Origin of the sequence: Enterobacter sp. DC1, assembly GCF_000568075.1 — a bacterium.
GTDB lineage: Bacteria > Pseudomonadota > Gammaproteobacteria > Enterobacterales > Enterobacteriaceae > Enterobacter > Enterobacter asburiae.
In genome coordinates, this window is sequence record NZ_AZUA01000012.1 from 1 (window position 1) to 18,781 (window position 18,781).

Here is an 18,781-nt window from a genome sequence, read left to right on the forward strand (position 1 = left end):
CGGAGTGGACGCATCACTGGTGTTCGGGTTGTCATGCCAATGGCACTGCCCGGTAGCTAAATGCGGAAAAGATAAGTGCTGAAAGCATCTAAGCACGAAACTTGCCCCGAGATGAGTTCTCCCTGACCCTTTAAGGGTCCTGAAGGAACGTTGAAGACTACGACGTTGATAGGTCGGGTGTGTAAGCGCAGCGATGCGTTGAGCTAACCGATACTAATGAACCGTGAGGCTTAACCTTACAACGCCGAAGCTGTTTCGGCGAAGAGACAGACAATCAAATTTCAGCTTTGATACAGATTAACAGAATTTGCCTGGCGGCTTTAGCGCGGTGGTCCCACCTGACCCCATGCCGAACTCAGAAGTGAAACGCCGTAGCGCCGATGGTAGTGTGGGGTCTCCCCATGTGAGAGTAGGGAACTGCCAGGCATCAAATTAAGTAGTAAGCCGGTGCATAAATCCGGTGGTTACAAGCAGTCTTCGGTGGAGCGGTAGTTCAGTCGGTTAGAATACCTGCCTGTCACGCAGGGGGTCGCGGGTTCGAGTCCCGTCCGTTCCGCCACTTATTAAGACATTAAGCCTGCCTAATTGGCAGGCTTAATGGCAAAAAACTTTAGGGGCGTAGCTCAGTTGGTAGAGCACCGGTCTCCAAAACCGGGTGTCGCGAGTTCGAGTCTCTCCGCCCCTGCCATATAGAATCCTTTGCTTCGGCAAAGGATTTTTTTTTGCCTGAAATCCTTCAAAACGCCTCGTCTTAATATTCAGCCAGCATTCCTGCTGGCTGATGTATCAATCCATTACATTGATTTTTAACAGATCTTTTATCTGAGATTGCTTATCACTGTTTTGCAGCCAAATTGCATACAGCGGCCTGGTAAGCGTGGTGGAATCCATCACGGTGTGCAGCCCTGCTTTAGTGTCTGCCCAGCGAACAGGTAACCAGGTACAACCTTTCAGCAGGGGCAGCTGCTGACAGGCGATCTCTGCCGAGCTGGTCGTTAACTGTGGAACATCATCAGGTGCAATCAGTCCCGTCTCGTGCTGCTGAAAATCCGGCCCCCATTCCAGGCGTAAATAGGTCAGGTCTGCCTTCATCATCGAAGGTTCAGACGCATAAAGCGCCAGGCCAAACTGGCCCACAATCTGGCTGCTAAATTCGTCCATCTTGGGGGCTTCGGTTGTGATCAGAAGATCAAGCTGGCGCTCATGAAGTTGCTTAACCAGCGACTGCCGTTGCGCAATTCTGGCTTCAAATTGCAGGTGGCTGTGTGAATGATACAGCCGGGTAAGCCACTGACTTAGCATGCATTCCCACAGAGAAGCGCTGGCCCCTATCGAGAACTCATTATGCCTCGAAGTATGTGCCACCTCTTTACGTGCCGCCTGCCAGGTATTCATGAGCGTTTCTGCGTACGGCAGCAGTTTCTCGCCGGCAGGCGTTAAGCGAATATTGTTACGATGGCGGGTAAAAAGATTCACACCCAGTTGATTTTCCAGCTGTCGAATACGAAAACTGACTGCTGACTGCGTCAGGTAAAGGGCTTCAGCTGCTCGCCCAAAGTGGCGTGTTCTGCTCACTTCAAGGAAAGTTTTAAGCAATTCCGTATCCACATCTTTCTCCGCAAAATTATTTGTCGTTATGATTTAAATGTTTTGTTTTACACTCTGTCAAGCGTAACTAATACTCCGCGCCATAAATAGCTCGGCCAAAGAATTAGGAGCGTGTAGGATGGCGGAAAGCTTTACGACGACTAATCGTTTTTTCGACAATAAACATTATCCGCGCGGGTTCTCTCGTCACGGCGATTTCACCATCAAAGAAGCTCAACTGCTTGAGCGCCATGGTTATGCCTTTAACGAGCTGGATCTGGGTAAGCGTGAACCTGCTACCGAAGACGAAAAACAGTTTGTTTCTGTTTGCCGTGGTGAGCGTGAGCCGGAGTCTGAAGCGGAACGCGTATGGATCAAGTACATGGCGCGCATTAAGCGTCCTAAGCGCTTCCATACGCTGTCTGGCGGCAAGCCGCAGATGGAAGGTGCAGAAGACTACACCGAGTCTGATGACTAAAAGAAGAGAAGGGGCTACGGCCCCTTTTTTTATGCCAGCAATTTCTGCAAATGCAGCAGCAAACGATCGATAGCGCGGTAGCTCAGCGCCTCCTGCAAATGTTTCCTCTCAATGTCAGTGCACCCCTCTACGTCGGCAATAGTTCTGGCCACCTTCAACAAACGCTGCCACGCACGTATGGACAGCCCGAACCGCGTTAGCGTCTCCTCCAGCCATCCCGCATCCTCAACGTTAAGAGAACAAAACTGCCGGATCCCGGCATTATCCAGCCGTGCATTCAGTTTGTTCTGGCGAGCGTACTGCCGCATCTGGGCTGCAATCACCCGCTCGCGTACCTCCGCTGAGCTTTCACCCGTTATGCCCGTTTGCCTGAGCAGACCCGGCGGGGGAAGGGGAATTTCGAGGGATAAATCGAAACGGTCGAGGAACGGGCCGGATAACTTGCCCAGATAACGCAACGTCTGCTCTGGCGTACAGCGGTTATGGTTGCCCTGGTAGTGCCCCGTCGGGCTGGGATTCATCGCCGCGACCAGCTGAAACTGCGCGGGATAGCTTATTTTTGCTCGTGCGCGTGAGATATGTATCTCACCGGATTCAATGGGCTCTCTCAGTGCATCCAGCACGCGGCGCTCAAACTCAGGCAGCTCATCAAGAAACAGAATGCCATTGTGTGCCAGAGAGATCTCTCCCGGCCCGGGGATAGACCCGCCGCCAACCATTGCCGTCAGTGAAGCGCTATGATGCGGCGAACGAAAAGGACGGCGGCGCCACTGTTTTTGCAACGACATCGAACTGATAAGGCTATATATGGCGGCACTTTCCAGCGCTTCATGATTATTGAGCGGTGGAAGCAACCCACTTAACCTGCTTGCCAGCATTGTTTTACCCGTACCCGGCGGGCCAATTAACAGAAGATTGTGTCCACCTGCCGCCGTAATCTCCAGCGCCCGTTTCCCTTGCTCCTGTCCCATAATCTCGCTGAGATCCTCTGGTGCATCCGCTATAGCATCATCACACTCCTCCGGCTCGGACAGTTCATGCCGCCCTTCCAGCCAGGCACAAACTTCCTGTAAATGCCCCGCGATGAGACACCCCTTCTCGGCGATAAGACTCACTTCTGATGCGTTTTCATTGGCGACAATAATTTGCCGCCCTGCACGTATGGCTTCCAGCGCTCCCGATATCGCACCGGGAACGCCTCTTAACGCGCCTGTAAGCGCGAGTTCGCCAACGAACTCATACGAGCCTAGCCGTGTCGTATTAAGCTGCTCAGAAGCCGCGAGAAGGGCAATTGCGATAGGTAAATCGTATCGTCCCCCCTCTTTAGGCAGATCGGCGGGCGCAAGGTTGATGGTGATCTTCTTCGCGGGGAAGGCATAACCGCTATTTATTATTGCGCTGCGAACGCGATCCCTGGCCTCTTTAACCGTCGTTTCAGGTAACCCGACAAGCGTGAGTCCGGGGAGTCCGTTACTCAAATGAACCTCGACGGAAATAAGCGGTGCCTTTACCCCGAGAGCCGCACGCGTATAAACAACTGACAGTGACATTTGCACTACCTCCTGGGGTAACTATGCCAGCGCCTGTTTTGTCTGTTTAGCGTCATTTTGCGAATTTACGCCGCCTGTTCAGTGATTTTAAACGCACACTGAAACCCTTGCATAACCGTGGAAGCTTCCTCGCAGAATGTAAAAAGCCCCGTTTTGGCACTAAGAACCGCAGTAAAAAAATGAAAAATATTCATTTTCTAATTTCCGTATATAAAACAACGCTTTTAAGAAATATGATTCGCTGTCTAATCAATTTCGTCATAAATAAATCTTGTGTTTGATTTAAAAACTGTGATAACTCTTTAGGTATTCCTTCGAACAAGATGCAAAAAGAACTGAAAATGACAGCCCTTCTACGAGTGATTAGCCTGGTCGTGATTAGCGTGGTGGTGATTATTATCCCACCGTGCGGGGCTGCACTTGGACGAGAAAAGGCTTAGAAATCAAGCCTTAACGAACTAAGACCCCCGCACCGAAAGGTCCGGGGGTTTTTTTATGACTAAAAAACGTAAATGAGGAGCAGAGAATGACGACTAGCACAAAATTCTGTTTCTCCCGATTTATGACGGGGAACTAACTATGAATGGGGCACAGTGGGTAGTACATGCGTTGCGCGCGCAGGGAGTCGAAACCGTATTCGGTTATCCGGGTGGCGCAATTATGCCGATTTACGATGCACTGTATGACGGCGGCGTGGAACATCTCTTGTGCCGACACGAGCAGGGTGCAGCGATGGCAGCCATCGGTTATGCCCGCGCGACAGGTAAAACCGGCGTGTGTATGGCCACTTCAGGCCCGGGCGCAACTAACCTGATCACCGGTCTGGCTGACGCGCTGCTGGATTCCGTTCCCGTTGTCGCCATCACCGGGCAGGTGGCGTCTCCGTTCATCGGTACCGATGCTTTCCAGGAAGTCGACGTCCTCGGTTTATCGCTGGCCTGCACCAAACACAGCTTCCTCGTCCAGTCTCTCGAAGAACTGCCGCGCGTAATGGCAGAAGCGTTCGAAGTGGCAAGCTCCGGTCGTCCTGGTCCGGTTCTGGTCGATATCCCGAAAGATATCCAGGTGGCGCTCGGCGATCTGGAGCCGCACTTCTCTACCGTTGAAAGCGACGATGCTTTTCCGGAAGCGGAAGTTGAAGAGGCCCGTCAGATGCTGGCGCAGGCGAAACAGCCGATGCTGTACGTTGGCGGTGGCGTCGGCATGGCGCAGGCCGTTCCAGCCCTGCGTGAATTTATCGCAACAACGCAGATGCCGGCGACCTGCACGCTGAAAGGTCTCGGTGCAGTCGACGCGGATTACCCATACTATCTGGGCATGCTGGGGATGCACGGCACCAAAGCGGCAAACCTGGCGGTGCAGGAGTGCGATCTGCTCATCGCCGTAGGTGCCCGTTTTGACGACCGCGTCACCGGCAAGCTGAATACCTTTGCGCCGAACGCCAAAGTCATCCATATGGATATCGACCCGGCGGAGATGAACAAGCTGCGTCAGGCGCATGTTGCCTTGCAGGGCGATCTCAACGCGCTGTTACCGGCATTGCAGCAGCCGCTGGATATCAACGCATGGCGTCAGCACACCGCAGACATGCGCGCCGAGCACGCCTGGCGTTACGACCACCCCGGCGAGGCCATCTACGCGCCGCTGCTGTTGAAGCAGTTGTCTGACCGTAAACCTGCTGACAGCGTCGTCACAACCGACGTAGGCCAGCACCAGATGTGGTCCGCGCAGCACATGACCTACACCCGCCCGGAAAATTTCATCACCTCCAGCGGGTTAGGGACGATGGGCTTCGGTCTGCCGGCAGCCGTTGGCGCGCAGGTTGCCCGCCCGAACGATACCGTTATCTGTATCTCCGGTGACGGCTCCTTCATGATGAACGTTCAGGAGCTCGGCACCGTTAAGCGCAAGCAGTTGCCGCTGAAGATCGTGTTGCTCGACAACCAGCGTTTAGGGATGGTTCGCCAGTGGCAACAGCTGTTCTTCCAGGAGCGCTACAGCGAAACGACTCTCACCGATAACCCCGATTTCCTCACCCTGGCCAGCGCCTTTGGCATCCCTGGCCAGCACATCACCCGTAAAGATCAGGTTGAAGCGGCGCTCGACACCATGCTGAACAGCGATGGGCCTTACCTGCTTCATGTCTCAATCGACGAACTCGAGAACGTCTGGCCGTTGGTACCGCCTGGTGCCAGTAACTCACAAATGATGGAGAAATTATCATGATGCAGCATCAGGTCGCCGTACAGGCTCGCTTCAACCCGGAAACCTTAGAGCGCGTTTTGCGCGTGGTGCGTCATCGTGGTTTTCAGATTTGCTCTATGAATATGGAGACGGCCACTGACGCCCAAAATATCAGTATCGAATTAACCGTTGCCAGCCCGCGGCCGGTCGACTTACTGTTTAGTCAGTTATCAAAGCTGGTAGACGTTGCCCATGTTGCCATCTGCCAGAGCACAACCACATCACAACAAATCCGCGCTTAAGCGTGACAGGACGAAAAAATGACGACAAAAAAAGCTGATTACATTTGGTTCAACGGTGAGATGGTTCGCTGGGAGGACGCGAAGGTCCACGTGATGTCCCACGCGCTGCACTACGGTACCTCCGTGTTTGAAGGCATCCGCTGCTACGATTCTCACAAAGGACCAGTGGTGTTTCGCCATCGCGAACACATGCAGCGTCTGCATGACTCAGCCAAAATTTATCGTTTCCCGGTTTCACAAAGCGTCGACGAGCTGATGGAAGCCTGCCGCGACGTGATCCGTAAAAACAACCTGACCAGCGCCTATATCCGTCCGCTGGTGTTCGTGGGCGATGTCGGCATGGGTGTGAACCCGCCAGCCGGTTATACCACCGATGTGATCATTGCCGCGTTCCCGTGGGGTGCCTACCTGGGTGCAGAAGCCCTGGAGCAGGGGATCGACGCAATGGTCTCTTCCTGGAACCGCGTGGCGCCAAACACCATCCCGACCGCCGCGAAAGCAGGCGGTAACTATCTCTCCTCATTGCTGGTCGGTAGCGAAGCGCGCCGCCACGGCTATCAGGAAGGTATCGCCCTGGACGTAAATGGCTACATCTCAGAAGGTGCGGGTGAAAACCTGTTTGAAGTGAAAGACGGCATTCTGTTCACGCCGCCGTTCACCTCGTCCGCGCTGCCGGGCATCACCCGCGACGCCATCATCAAGCTGGCGAAAGATCTGGGTATCGAAGTCCGCGAGCAGGTGCTGTCCCGCGAATCCCTGTATCTGGCCGATGAAGTGTTTATGTCCGGTACGGCGGCTGAAATCACGCCGGTACGCAGCGTAGACGGTATCCAGGTGGGCGAAGGCCGCTGCGGTCCGGTCACCAAACGTATTCAGCAAGCGTTCTTTGGCCTCTTCACCGGCGAAACAGAAGATAAATACGGCTGGTTGGATCAGGTTAATCACTAAGCATAAATTTGGGACGGCACGCACCGTCCCATTAAATAGTCAGACGGGAGTCAATAAAGCATGCCTAAGTATCGTTCAGCCACCACCACCCACGGTCGTAATATGGCGGGAGCCCGCGCGCTGTGGCGCGCCACCGGAATGACCGACGCCGATTTCGGCAAGCCGATTATCGCCGTGGTGAACTCCTTCACCCAGTTTGTACCGGGCCACGTGCACCTGCGCGATCTCGGCAAGCTGGTTGCCGAGCAAATCGAAGCCTCCGGCGGCGTGGCGAAAGAGTTCAACACCATTGCGGTGGATGACGGTATCGCGATGGGTCACGGGGGCATGCTCTATTCACTGCCGTCGCGCGAGCTGATCGCCGACTCGGTTGAGTACATGGTTAACGCCCACTGCGCCGATGCGATGGTCTGCATCTCCAACTGCGATAAAATCACCCCGGGGATGCTGATGGCCTCCCTGCGCCTGAATATTCCGGTGATCTTCGTCTCCGGTGGTCCAATGGAAGCGGGGAAAACCAAGCTCTCCGACAAAATCATCAAGCTCGACCTGGTCGATGCGATGATTCAGGGCGCGGATCCGAAAGTCTCTGACGAGCAGAGTGACCAGGTGGAACGCTCCGCGTGCCCGACCTGCGGCTCCTGTTCCGGTATGTTCACCGCCAACTCCATGAACTGCCTGACCGAAGCGCTGGGCCTTTCTCAGCCGGGCAACGGCTCGCTGCTGGCAACCCACGCCGACCGTAAGCAGCTGTTCCTTAACGCCGGTAAGCGCATCGTTGAGCTGACCAAACGCTACTACGAGCAGGACGACGCCAGCGCGCTGCCGCGCAACATCGCCAGCAAAGCCGCGTTCGAAAACGCGATGACGCTGGATATCGCCATGGGCGGCTCCACCAACACCGTTCTGCATCTGCTGGCCGCCGCGCAGGAAGCAGAAATCGACTTCACCATGAGCGACATCGATAAGCTCTCCCGCAAAGTCCCGCAGCTGTGTAAAGTCGCGCCGAGCACCCAGAAGTACCATATGGAAGATGTACACCGCGCGGGCGGCGTGCTGGGCATTCTGGGCGAGCTGGATCGCGCCGGGCTGCTGAACCGTGACGTGAAAAACGTGCTCGGCCTGACGCTGCCGGAGTCGCTGGACCAGTACGACGTCATGCTGACCAAAGACGACGCGGTGAAAAAGATGTTCCGCGCCGGTCCTGCCGGTATCCGTACCACCCAGGCGTTCTCGCAGGACTGTCGCTGGGATACCCTGGACGATGACCGCGCCGAAGGCTGCATCCGCTCGCTGGAACATGCCTACAGTAAAGACGGCGGTCTGGCCGTGCTGTACGGTAACTTCGCGGAAAACGGCTGCATCGTGAAAACCGCAGGCGTGGACGACAGTATCCTGAAATTCACCGGTCCGGCGAAGGTATACGAAAGCCAGGATGAAGCGGTAGAGGCGATTCTCGGCGGCAAAGTGGTGGAAGGCGACGTGGTTGTCATTCGCTACGAAGGGCCGAAAGGCGGCCCCGGCATGCAGGAGATGCTCTACCCAACCACCTTCCTGAAATCTATGGGACTCGGTAAGGCGTGTGCGCTGATCACCGACGGGCGTTTCTCCGGCGGCACCTCCGGCCTCTCTATCGGCCACGTTTCCCCGGAAGCGGCAAGCGGCGGCAACATCGCCATCATTGAAGACGGCGATCTGATCGAAATCGACATTCCGAATCGCGGCATTCAGCTGAAGCTGAGCGACCAGGAGATTGCGGCCCGTCGTGAAGCGCAGGAAGCCCGCGGCGACAAAGCCTGGACGCCGAAAGATCGCCAGCGTGAAGTCTCCTTTGCCCTGCGCGCCTACGCGAGCCTTGCCACCAGTGCAGATAAAGGCGCGGTGCGCGATAAATCTAAACTTGGGGGCTAATGATGGCCGAGTCACAACCCTTATCCGCCGCCCCCGAGGGGGCGGAATACCTGAGAGCGGTGCTGCGCGCGCCGGTCTATGAAGCCGTGCAGGTTACGCCCCTGCAGAAAATGGAAAAACTTTCTTCGCGCCTCGACAACGTCATTCTGGTGAAGCGCGAAGACCGGCAGCCGGTGCACAGCTTCAAGCTGCGCGGCGCCTACGCGATGATGGCCGGGCTGACCGACGAGCAAAAAGCGCGCGGCGTGATTACCGCGTCTGCGGGCAACCACGCCCAGGGCGTGGCGTTCTCGTCTGCTCGCCTGGGGCTGAAGGCGCTGATCGTGATGCCGGTTGCTACCGCAGATATCAAAGTCGACGCGGTGCGCGGCTTCGGCGGCGAAGTGCTGCTCCACGGTGCCAACTTTGACGAAGCCAAAGCCAAAGCGATTGAGCTGGCGCAGCAGCAGGGTTTCACCTGGGTGCCGCCGTTCGACCACCCGATGGTGATTGCCGGGCAGGGCACGCTGGCGCTGGAACTGCTGCAGCAGGATGCCCATCTCGACCGCGTGTTTGTGCCGGTCGGCGGCGGTGGCCTGGCCGCAGGCGTGGCGGTGCTGATTAAACAGCTGATGCCGCAGATCAAAGTCATCGCCGTTGAAGCGGAAGACTCTGCCTGCCTGAAGGCGGCGCTGGATGCGGGTCATCCGGTAGACCTGCCGCGCGTCGGGCTGTTTGCCGAGGGCGTGGCGGTGAAGCGCATTGGAGATGAAACCTTCCGCCTGTGCCAGGAATATCTCGACGATATCGTCACGGTTGATAGCGACGCTATCTGCGCGGCGATGAAGGATCTGTTCGAGGATGTGCGTGCGGTGGCGGAGCCGTCAGGCGCGCTGGCGCTGGCGGGGATGAAAAAATACATCGCCCAGCACAACATTCGCGGCGAGCGTCTGGCGCACGTGCTGTCTGGTGCCAACGTGAACTTCCACGGTCTGCGCTACGTTTCCGAGCGCTGCGAGCTGGGTGAACAGCGGGAAGCGCTGCTGGCGGTGACAATTCCGGAAGAGAAGGGCAGCTTCCTGAAGTTCTGCCAGCTGCTGGGCGGCCGTTCGGTGACGGAGTTCAACTACCGTTTTGCCGATGCCAAAGACGCCTGCATTTTTGTCGGCGTGCGTCTGAGCCGCGGCGTGGAGGAGCGCAAAGAGATCCTCAACCTGCTGCATGAGGGCGGCTACAGCGTGGTCGATCTCTCTGACGACGAGATGGCGAAGCTGCACGTGCGCTACATGGTCGGCGGGCGTCCATCGAAGCCGCTCAGGGAACGTCTGTTCAGCTTCGAGTTCCCGGAATCGCCGGGCGCGCTGCTCAAGTTCCTGCACACGCTGGGCGCGCACTGGAACATCTCTCTGTTCCACTACCGCAGCCACGGCACCGACTACGGCCGCGTGCTGGCGGCGTTTGAACTGGGCGAGCACGAGCCGGATTTCGAAACGCGGCTGAACGAGCTGGGCTATGAGTGTCACGACGAAACCCATAACCCGGCCTTCCGCTTCTTCCTCGCGGGCTAAGGGCTGGCCGGGTAAGCGCAGCGCCACCCGGCTTTAGTGATTCGGCAATATCTGCCAGAACGCATCAATAAGCGGCTCATGCAGCCGCTTTTTTTGTGCGCACACGCCAAGCTCAAACGGCGTCTTCTCGTCGCTGCGCTCCAGAATCATCACGCGATTGCGCACCGGTTCGGGGCTGTTTTCCAGCACCACTTCCGGCAGCAGCGCCACGCCGCAGCCCAGCGCCACCATCGACACCATCGCCTCATGGCCGCTGACCGTGGCGTAAATCGACGGATTGCTGATTTTCTGACGACGGAACCACAGCTCGATGCGGCGGCGCACCGGCCCCTGATCGGCCATGATAAACGGCACCGTGGACCAGTCCGGTTTTTCCACCGATACCTGGTTGCGCACCGGGCAGGGCAGCGCCGGCGCGATCAGCACCACCGCCAGATTCTCCAGCATTGAGAATGCCACCGCGCCCGGCAGAGTTTCGGGTTTCCCGGCAATAGCGAGATCCGCTTCGCCCGTCACCACTTTTTCCATTGCGTCGGAGGCGTCGCCGGTGGTGAGCTTAATTTCAACCGACGGATGCGCCGCGCGGAAGCGGTCAAGAATCGGCGGCAGATGGCTATAGGCGGCGGTCACGGAGCAGAAAATATGCAGTTCGCCGGAAAGTGACGGCCCCTGCTGGTCAATCGAGTGCCGCAGCTGCTGGTACTGCAACAGCGTCTGCTGGGCAAAAATGCGCAGTTCTTCACCCGCTTCCGTGAGGGTGACGGTGCGGTTGTCGCGCACGAACAGCGGCTGGCCGAGGTCTTCCTCAAGGCGCTGGATCTGGCGTGAAAGCGTGGAGGGGCTAACGTGCATCGCCCGGGCGCTGCGGCCAAAATGGCGGCTTTCCGCCAGGTGCAGGAACATTTTCAGATCGCGTAAATCCACCGATTCCACTCCCTCTTTTTACATTGCAAAAATTGCAACATGACGTTGTGAATATATCAATTTCCGCAATAAATTTCCTGTTGTAATGTGGGTACATTCTCGCTGAAACGCGAACCGAACAATAAGACACACAACATCACGAGGTATCACCCATGGCTAACTACTTTAATACACTGAACTTGCGCCAGCAGCTGGCGCAGCTGGGCAAATGCCGCTTCATGGCGCGCGATGAATTTGCCGATGGCGCGAGCTACCTTCAGGGTAAAAAAGTGGTCATCGTCGGCTGTGGCGCACAGGGTCTGAACCAGGGCCTGAACATGCGTGACTCCGGTCTGGATATCTCCTACGCCCTGCGTAAAGAAGCGATTGCCGAGAAGCGTGCTTCCTGGCGCAAAGCGACCGAAAACGGCTTCAAAGTGGGTACCTACGAAGAGCTGATCCCGCAGGCGGATCTGGTGGTTAACCTGACCCCGGACAAGCAGCACTCTGACGTTGTGCGTGCCGTACAGCCGCTGATGAAAGACGGCGCCGCGCTGGGTTACTCCCACGGCTTCAACATCGTTGAAGTGGGCGAGCAGATCCGTAAAGACATCACCGTGGTGATGGTGGCGCCGAAGTGCCCGGGTACGGAAGTACGCGAAGAGTACAAACGTGGCTTCGGCGTGCCGACCCTGATCGCGGTTCACCCGGAAAACGATCCGAAAGGCGAAGGTATGGCGATTGCCAAAGCATGGGCAGCGGCGACCGGCGGCCACCGTGCGGGTGTGCTGGAATCTTCCTTCGTTGCCGAAGTGAAATCTGACCTGATGGGCGAGCAGACCATTCTGTGCGGCATGCTGCAGGCCGGTTCTCTGCTGTGCTTTGACAAGCTGGTGGAAGAAGGCACCGACCCGGCCTACGCGGAAAAACTGATTCAGTTCGGCTGGGAAACCATCACCGAAGCGCTGAAGCAGGGCGGTATTACGCTGATGATGGACCGTCTGTCCAACCCGGCAAAACTGCGTGCTTACGCGCTGTCTGAACAGCTGAAAACCATCATGGCACCGCTGTTCCAGAAACACATGGACGACATCATCTCCGGCGAATTCTCTTCCGGCATGATGGCGGACTGGGCGAACGACGATAAAAACCTGCTGACCTGGCGTGAAGAGACCGGTAAAACCGCGTTCGAAACCGCGCCACAGTATGAAGGTAAAATCGGCGAGCAGGAGTACTTCGATAAAGGCGTACTGATGATCGCCATGGTGAAAGCAGGCGTTGAGCTGGCGTTCGAAACCATGGTGGATTCCGGCATCATCGAAGAGTCTGCGTACTACGAATCTCTGCACGAGCTGCCGCTGATCGCGAACACCATCGCCCGTAAGCGTCTGTACGAAATGAACGTGGTGATCTCTGATACCGCAGAATACGGTAACTACCTGTTCTCTTACGCCTGCGTACCGCTGCTGAAAGAGTTTATGACCACTCTGCAGACGGGCGATCTGGGTAAAGCGATTGCGGAAGGTGCCGTGGATAACGCGCAGCTGCGCGATGTGAACGAAGCGATTCGCAGCCACCAGATCGAGAAAGTGGGTCACAAACTGCGTGGCTACATGACCGATATGAAGCGTATCGCGGTAGCGGGTTAACAACCTTGTCGGGTGGCGCTTCGCTTACCCGACCTACAAAACCGTAAGATGTAGGCCGGGTAAGGCGTAGCCGCCACCCGGCTTTTTTATTTGCGATACAGCACTTTGATAATGTGATAACCGAACTGGGTGTGCAGCGGGCCGGTTGGCTCCAGCACCGGGCAGGAGAACACCACTTTATCGAACGCCGGAACCATCTGGCCCTGACGGAACTCACCCAGATCGCCGCCGCGCTTGCCTGACGGGCAGATGGAATGCTTCTTCGCCAGCTTGCCGAAGTCGGCACCGTTTTTAATCTGCTCCAGAAGATCTAAAGCCAGTTTCTCTTCTTTAACGAGGATGTGCACTGCTGCTGCTGTTTTTGCCATGATCGTGCCTTGAATAGGTTGAAATAAATCGGGGCGCAATATATCACGCGTCAGCGGCGATATAGCACCTTAATGATATGGTAGCCAAATTTGGTTTTCACCGGGCCGTAGGGCTTCAGAAGCGGGCAGCTAAAGACCGCCCGATCGAACGGACCGACCATCGCACCTTGTTGAAACTCGCCGAGATCCCCGCCATTTCGTCCGGACGGGCATTTAGAGTAACGCTTCGCCAGATGATCAAAGCTGATGCCGCGCTCCAGCTTGGCCAGGATCTCCTGAGCCAGTTTCTCTTCTTTTACCAGAATATGCAGGGCTGCTGCGGTCTTTTTCATGGTTCTGCTCTACGGGTTAAACGCGATTTCTCCACTTTATCATTAGCCGGTAAATCTGCGCCCGGCTTTCTGCTACAATCCACACCCCGTTCGAAGATTGAGCAACACTCCCATGCGTTTAAACCCTGGACAACAACAAGCGGTCGAATTCGTTACTGGACCATGCCTGGTGCTGGCAGGGGCCGGTTCGGGTAAAACCCGCGTGATCACCAACAAAATCGCCCATCTGATCCACAACTGCGGATATCAGGCGCGACACATTGCGGCGGTCACCTTTACCAATAAAGCGGCGCGCGAGATGAAAGAGCGCGTCGGTCAGACGCTGGGTCGTAAAGAGGCGCGCGGCCTGATGATCTCCACCTTCCACACGCTGGGGCTGGATATCATCAAACGCGAGTATGCGGCGTTGGGAATGAAGTCCAACTTCTCGCTCTTCGATGACACCGATCAGGTGGCGCTGCTCAAAGAGCTCACCGAGGGGCTGATCGAAGATGACAAAGTGCTGTTGCAGCAGCTGATCTCGACGATCTCGAATTGGAAAAACGATCTGATGACGCCGGCCCAGGCCGCGGCGATCGCCAAAGGTGAACGGGATCGGATCTTCGCCCACTGCTACGGTCTGTACGATGCGCATATGAAAGCGTGCAACGTGCTGGACTTTGACGACCTGATCCTGCTGCCCACGCTGCTGCTGCAGCGCAATGAAGAGGTGCGCGAGCGCTGGCAGAATAAAATCCGCTACCTGCTGGTGGATGAATATCAGGATACCAACACCAGCCAGTACGAGCTGGTGAAGCTGCTGGTGGGGCAGCGCGCGCGTTTCACCGTGGTAGGCGACGACGACCAGTCGATTTACTCCTGGCGCGGTGCGCGCCCACAAAACCTGGTGCTGCTGAGCAAAGATTTCCCCGCCCTGCAGGTGATTAAGCTGGAGCAAAACTACCGCTCCTCCGGGCGTATCCTGAAGGCGGCAAACATCCTGATTGCCAATAACCCGCACGTATTTGAGAAGCGTCTCTTCTCCGAACTGGGCTACGGCACGGAGCTGAAAGTGCTCAGCGCCAACAATGAGGATCATGAAGCGGAGCGCGTGACGGGCGAACTCATCGCTCACCACTTCGTCAACAAAACCGAATATAAGGATTACGCGATCCTCTATCGCGGCAATCACCAGTCGCGCGTCTTTGAAAAGATGCTGATGCAGAACCGCATTCCGTACAAAATCTCGGGCGGCACGTCGTTCTTCTCACGACCAGAAATCAAAGATCTGCTGGCCTATCTTCGCGTGCTTACTAACCCGGATGACGACAGCGCGTTTCTGCGCATCGTGAATACGCCTAAACGCGAGATTGGCCCGGCGACGCTGCAAAAGCTCGGCGAGTGGGCGATGACCCGAAACAAAAGTATGTTTACCGCCAGCTTCGACATGGGGCTGAGCCAGACGTTAACCGGGCGCGGGTATGACTCGTTAACCCGCTTCACCCACTGGCTCGGCGAAGTGCAGCGTCTCGCGGAGCGCGAGCCGGTGGCGGCGGTGCGCGATCTCATTCACGGCATTGACTATGAGTCCTGGCTGTATGAAACCTCAGCCAGCCCGAAAGCGGCTGAGATGCGCATGAAAAACGTTAACCAGCTCTTCAGCTGGATGACCGAAATGCTTGAGGGCTCTGAGATCGACGAGCCAATGACCCTGACGCAGGTGGTCACTCGCTTTACCCTGCGCGACATGATGGAGCGCGGCGAGAGCGAAGAAGAGGCCGATCAGGTTCAGCTGATGACGCTGCATGCGTCAAAAGGGCTGGAGTTCCCGTATGTGTATCTGGTAGGCATGGAAGAGGGATTGTTGCCGCACCAGAGCAGCATTGATGAAGACAACGTCGACGAGGAGCGCCGTCTGGCCTACGTGGGGATCACCCGCGCGCAGAAAGAGCTGACGTTCACGCTGTGTAAAGAGCGCCGCCAGTATGGTGAACTGGTACGCCCGGAGCCGAGTCGTTTCCTGCTGGAACTGCCGCAGGATGACCTAATCTGGGAACAGGAGCGCAAAGTGATTACCGCAGAAGAGCGGATGCACAAGGGTCAGGCTAACGTGGCGAACATCCGCGCCATGCTGGCAAAAGCCAAAGAGAAAGGATAAGTCCGGAGGGCTTGTAGGCCGGGTAAGCGCAGCGCCACCCGGCATTTTTCACACTCTTATTTTACTTCCAACACCCAGTGCACATAGCTCTGCCACTGGCACTCCTGCTCGATCATCTCGGCCCCTAACGGGTGACGATCAATCCAGTTCTCCGGCAGCGTCAGCGAAAGCTTCTCGTCATCGGCCACCAGATTAATGGCAGGCAGCAAATCATCGCGGCGGCGGCTGGCAAACAGGATCGCCAGACGCAGCAGGCGGCACATATGCTCGGCCACGCGCGGCGGGACGGCGTTTTGCTGATGCAAAGAGGAGAGATCGACGGCATTGGTCTGGTTCAGCAGCAGCGTTGCCAGCAATTTTTTCTGCGCTGGCGTGTAGCCCGGTAAATCAAGGTTTCGCACCAGATACGCTGCATGAGCCGGTGCCTGCTTAAAATCAATGCTCAGCCCCACTTCATGTAGCGCACAGGCGCTTAGCAGTAAATCCCGGCTCAGATGGTCAAGGTCCCAGGCGTTCGCGACCCGATCGGCGAAGCGTGACGCCAGCTGCGATACGCGTCCGGCCTGATCGATATCAACCAGAAAACGACGCTGCACATTGCGCAGGGTACGGCTGCGGATATCCTGATCGACCGACAGATGTAACATCCCGTAGACCAGACCTTCGCGCAGCGCGCCGCCGGCCAGGGTCATACACTGGATGTTCAACTCGGTGAAAATGGCGATAAGAATGGCCAGCCCGCTCGGGAAGACCAGCGCGCGTTCCAGCGTCAGGCCTTCAATTTCCAGCTCTTCCAGGCGTCCGCATTGAATCGCGCGCTGTTTCAGCTGCTGAAGTTTGGCAAGCGTAATCCGCTCGTCCATTCCCTGCGCCATCATGATTTCCTGCAGAGCCTGCACGGTACCTGAGGCACCCACGCAGACTTTCCAGCCGTGATAGCGCAGCTCGTCCATCACCGGGCGTAATACCTCGCGCGCGGCGTTCTCTGCCTCGTCGAAGTTCTCTTTGCCCAGGTTCCGATCGGTAAAGTAGCGCTCAAGCCAGGTCACGCAGCCCATCGACAGGCTGAACAGCGACGTTGCCTGCGCGCCGGTGCCGGTCACAAGCTCGGTACTGGCGCCGCCGATATCCACCACCAGACGGCGATCGTCACCTCCCGTGGTGTGCGCAACGCCCTGGTAAATCAGGCGAGCTTCTTCTTCACCGCTGATAACCTGAACCGGACAACCGAGAATTTCCTGCGCTCTGGCAATAAAATCCACGGCGTTAACCGCCAGGCGGAGTGTCGCAGTGGCGACCACGGTGATTTGGGCATGCGGGATATCCTGCAGACGCTCGGCAAAGAGTCGCAGACACTGCCAGCCACGTTCCATGGCTTCAGGTGAGAGGTGATTGTCACTGCTCAGGCCCGCCGCGAGGCGGACCTTGCGCTTGATGCGCGTCAGCGTTTGTATGCTTCCCGCCACCTCGCGCACAACCAGCATATGAAAACTATTCGAACCGAGATCAATTGCCGCATAAAGCGAGGTGGAGCTGAGCATATTTTTTTAACCTGAACGACGACGATTACGCGGTGCGCCGCCTGAACGACGCGGACCATTGCCGGAGCGTGGGCGGGTTAGACGCTTAGGCGGCGGCAGTTCGCTTAACAGCGCTTCCGGATTGTATTTGCTCTGCGGAATAGAGTGACCGATATAGGTCTCAATGGCTGGAAGATTCAGCGCATACTCTTCACACGCAAGGCTAATCGAGTGACCGCTTGCGCCCGCACGACCGGTACGACCGATACGGTGTACGTAGTCTTCGCAGTCGTCTGGCAGATCGTAGTTAAAGACGTGCGTCACGGCCGGAATGTGCAGACCACGAGCCGCTACGTCGGTTGCGACCAGAATATCGAGATCGCCACGGGTAAATTCTTCAAGAATACGCAGGCGTTTTTTCTGCGCCACGTCGCCGGTCAGCAGGCCAACACGGTGACCGTCGGCAGCCAGATGGCCCCAGATGTCTTCACAACGGTGCTTGGTGTTCGCGAAGATAATGGCGCGATCTGGCCACTCTTCTTCGATCAGCGTTTGCAGCAGACGCATTTTCTCTTCATTGGAAGGGTAGAAGAGCTCTTCTTTAATGCGGTGACCCGTTTTCTGCTCAGGTTCCACTTCTACATATTCGGCGTTGTTCATCTGTTCGAACGCCAGTTCGCGAACGCGGTATGAGAGGGTTGCAGAGAACAGCATATTCAGACGCTGATTGGCCGGAGGCATACGGCGGAACAGCCAGCGGATGTCTTTAATGAAGCCCAGATCGTACATGCGGTCAGCTTCATCGAGCACCACCACCTGGATTGCGCCGAGGTTAATGTGGTTCTGTTTGGCGTAGTCGATAAGACGACCGGTGGTACCGATCAGGATATCCACACCGCTTTCCAGCACTTTCAGCTGTTTATCGTAGCCGTCGCCGCCATAGGCCAGGCCAAGCTTCAGTCCGGTAGACTGCGCCAGGGGTTCAGCGTCTGCGTGGATCTGTACCGCAAGTTCTCGCGTCGGGGCCATAATTAGCGCGCGCGGCTGGTTAACTTTGCGGTCTGCAATCGCTGGGTGAGAAAGTAAATAATGAAACGTTGACGTTAAAAACGCCATCGTTTTGCCGGTACCGGTTTGCGCCTGCCCGGCAACATCGCGACCGGCCAGCGTCAGCGGCAGCGCGAGGGCCTGAATGGGCGTGCAGTTATGAAACCCTTTATTTTCAAGGGCTTCAATCACCTTCGGGTGCAGCGCGAAGTCGGAAAACTTCTGTTCTGTTAAATGTGTTTTGCTCATAGTGTGGTAGAATATCAGCTTACTATTGCTTTACGAAAGCGTATCCGGTGAAATAAAGTCAACCTTTAG

The 18,781-nt window shown here is 56.6% G+C and carries 17 protein-coding genes, 2 tRNA genes and 2 rRNA genes; 14 read left to right on the forward strand and 7 right to left on the reverse strand.

Annotation, left to right across the window (positions count from 1 at the left end; all coding sequences use genetic code 11):
* The 4 genes from P346_RS0122055 to P346_RS00840 all read left to right on the forward strand — a co-directional run.
* A 23S ribosomal RNA gene (locus P346_RS0122055) occupies positions 1-238 on the forward strand; the annotation flags it as partial.
* Positions 239-310: 72 nt separating this feature from the next.
* A 5S ribosomal RNA gene (rrf, locus tag P346_RS00850) occupies positions 311-426 on the forward strand.
* 56 nt (positions 427-482) lie between these two features.
* A tRNA-Asp gene (locus P346_RS00845) sits at positions 483-559 on the forward strand.
* A gap of 53 nt (positions 560-612) precedes the next feature.
* A tRNA-Trp gene (locus tag P346_RS00840) sits at positions 613-688 on the forward strand.
* A 98-nt stretch (positions 689-786) separates the two neighbouring features.
* On the opposite strand, the gene hdfR is transcribed toward P346_RS00840, so the two are convergent.
* Positions 787-1,608 (reverse strand): HTH-type transcriptional regulator HdfR, encoded by an 822-nt coding sequence (gene hdfR / locus P346_RS00835; RefSeq protein WP_032662787.1) that lies wholly within the window; start codon positions 1,606-1,608, stop codon positions 787-789.
* 118 nt (positions 1,609-1,726) lie between these two features.
* On the opposite strand from hdfR, the gene P346_RS00830 reads away from it, so the two are divergent.
* Positions 1,727-2,065 carry a DUF413 domain-containing protein gene (locus P346_RS00830; protein ID WP_023309658.1) on the forward strand — a complete coding sequence of 113 codons (339 nt, stop codon included), beginning with the start codon at positions 1,727-1,729 and terminating at the stop codon, positions 2,063-2,065.
* Between the two features lie 29 nt (positions 2,066-2,094).
* Here P346_RS00830 and P346_RS00825 read toward each other — a convergent pair whose 3' ends face one another.
* Positions 2,095-3,615: a YifB family Mg chelatase-like AAA ATPase gene (locus P346_RS00825; protein WP_032662788.1), complete on the reverse strand. Its 1,521-nt coding sequence runs from the start codon at positions 3,613-3,615 to the stop codon at positions 2,095-2,097.
* A 341-nt stretch (positions 3,616-3,956) separates the two neighbouring features.
* Between P346_RS00825 and ilvL the strand changes: the two genes are divergently transcribed.
* From ilvL to ilvA, 7 genes are all read left to right on the forward strand, one after another.
* Positions 3,957-4,055 carry an ilv operon leader peptide gene (gene ilvL, locus P346_RS22845; RefSeq protein WP_071996002.1) on the forward strand — a complete coding sequence of 33 codons (99 nt, stop codon included), beginning with the start codon at positions 3,957-3,959 and terminating at the stop codon, positions 4,053-4,055.
* 86 nt (positions 4,056-4,141) lie between these two features.
* A complete protein-coding gene (ilvX, locus tag P346_RS23490) occupies positions 4,142-4,192 on the forward strand; it encodes a peptide IlvX (protein ID WP_166792073.1) in 51 nt (16 codons plus the stop codon).
* 2 nt (positions 4,193-4,194) lie between these two features.
* Positions 4,195-5,841, forward strand: a complete 1,647-nt coding sequence (ilvG, locus tag P346_RS00820) for an acetolactate synthase 2 catalytic subunit (RefSeq protein ID WP_032662791.1) — start codon at positions 4,195-4,197, stop codon at positions 5,839-5,841.
* Positions 5,838-6,101: an acetolactate synthase 2 small subunit gene (ilvM, locus tag P346_RS00815; protein ID WP_003860184.1), complete on the forward strand. Its 264-nt coding sequence runs from the start codon at positions 5,838-5,840 to the stop codon at positions 6,099-6,101. The genes ilvG and ilvM overlap by 4 nt, the downstream gene beginning before the upstream one ends.
* Positions 6,102-6,119: 18 nt before the next feature.
* Complete coding sequence (ilvE, locus tag P346_RS00810; RefSeq protein ID WP_023309654.1) at positions 6,120-7,049, forward strand: branched-chain-amino-acid transaminase; 930 nt, start codon at positions 6,120-6,122, stop codon at positions 7,047-7,049.
* 60 nt (positions 7,050-7,109) lie between these two features.
* Entirely contained in the window at positions 7,110-8,960 is a 1,851-nt protein-coding gene (gene ilvD / locus P346_RS00805; RefSeq protein ID WP_023333831.1) for a dihydroxy-acid dehydratase, read from the forward strand.
* Positions 8,961-8,962: 2 nt separating this feature from the next.
* Positions 8,963-10,507, forward strand: coding sequence for a threonine ammonia-lyase, biosynthetic (gene ilvA / locus P346_RS00800; protein ID WP_152537882.1), 1,545 nt, complete (start codon positions 8,963-8,965; stop codon positions 10,505-10,507).
* Between the two features lie 33 nt (positions 10,508-10,540).
* Here ilvA and ilvY read toward each other — a convergent pair whose 3' ends face one another.
* Entirely contained in the window at positions 10,541-11,431 is an 891-nt protein-coding gene (gene ilvY, locus P346_RS00795) for an HTH-type transcriptional activator IlvY (RefSeq protein WP_032641403.1), read from the reverse strand.
* Positions 11,432-11,583: 152 nt separating this feature from the next.
* Between ilvY and ilvC the strand changes: the two genes are divergently transcribed.
* Positions 11,584-13,059, forward strand: coding sequence for a ketol-acid reductoisomerase (gene ilvC / locus P346_RS00790; RefSeq protein WP_032662794.1), 1,476 nt, complete (start codon positions 11,584-11,586; stop codon positions 13,057-13,059).
* A gap of 86 nt (positions 13,060-13,145) precedes the next feature.
* Here ilvC and ppiC (P346_RS00785) read toward each other — a convergent pair whose 3' ends face one another.
* Both ppiC (P346_RS00785) and ppiC (P346_RS00780) read right to left on the reverse strand, forming a co-directional pair.
* Positions 13,146-13,427 carry a peptidylprolyl isomerase PpiC gene (gene ppiC / locus P346_RS00785; protein WP_023309650.1) on the reverse strand — a complete coding sequence of 94 codons (282 nt, stop codon included), beginning with the start codon at positions 13,425-13,427 and terminating at the stop codon, positions 13,146-13,148.
* 50 nt (positions 13,428-13,477) lie between these two features.
* Positions 13,478-13,759, reverse strand: a complete 282-nt coding sequence (ppiC, locus tag P346_RS00780; RefSeq protein ID WP_023309649.1) for a peptidylprolyl isomerase PpiC — start codon at positions 13,757-13,759, stop codon at positions 13,478-13,480.
* Between the two features lie 112 nt (positions 13,760-13,871).
* Here ppiC (P346_RS00780) and rep point away from each other — a divergent pair, with 112 nt between their 5' ends.
* The gene (gene rep, locus P346_RS00775; RefSeq protein WP_023309648.1) at positions 13,872-15,896 is read left to right on the forward strand and encodes a DNA helicase Rep; all 2,025 of its coding nucleotides are present in this window, start codon (positions 13,872-13,874) and stop codon (positions 15,894-15,896) included.
* Between the two features lie 56 nt (positions 15,897-15,952).
* Here the strand turns inward: rep and gppA are convergent, their stop codons facing one another.
* A complete protein-coding gene (gene gppA, locus P346_RS00770; protein WP_032662796.1) occupies positions 15,953-17,437 on the reverse strand; it encodes a guanosine-5'-triphosphate,3'-diphosphate diphosphatase in 1,485 nt (494 codons plus the stop codon).
* A 6-nt stretch (positions 17,438-17,443) separates the two neighbouring features.
* Positions 17,444-18,712 carry an ATP-dependent RNA helicase RhlB gene (gene rhlB / locus P346_RS00765; protein WP_023309646.1) on the reverse strand — a complete coding sequence of 423 codons (1,269 nt, stop codon included), beginning with the start codon at positions 18,710-18,712 and terminating at the stop codon, positions 17,444-17,446.
* Positions 18,713-18,781 lie beyond the last annotated feature (69 nt).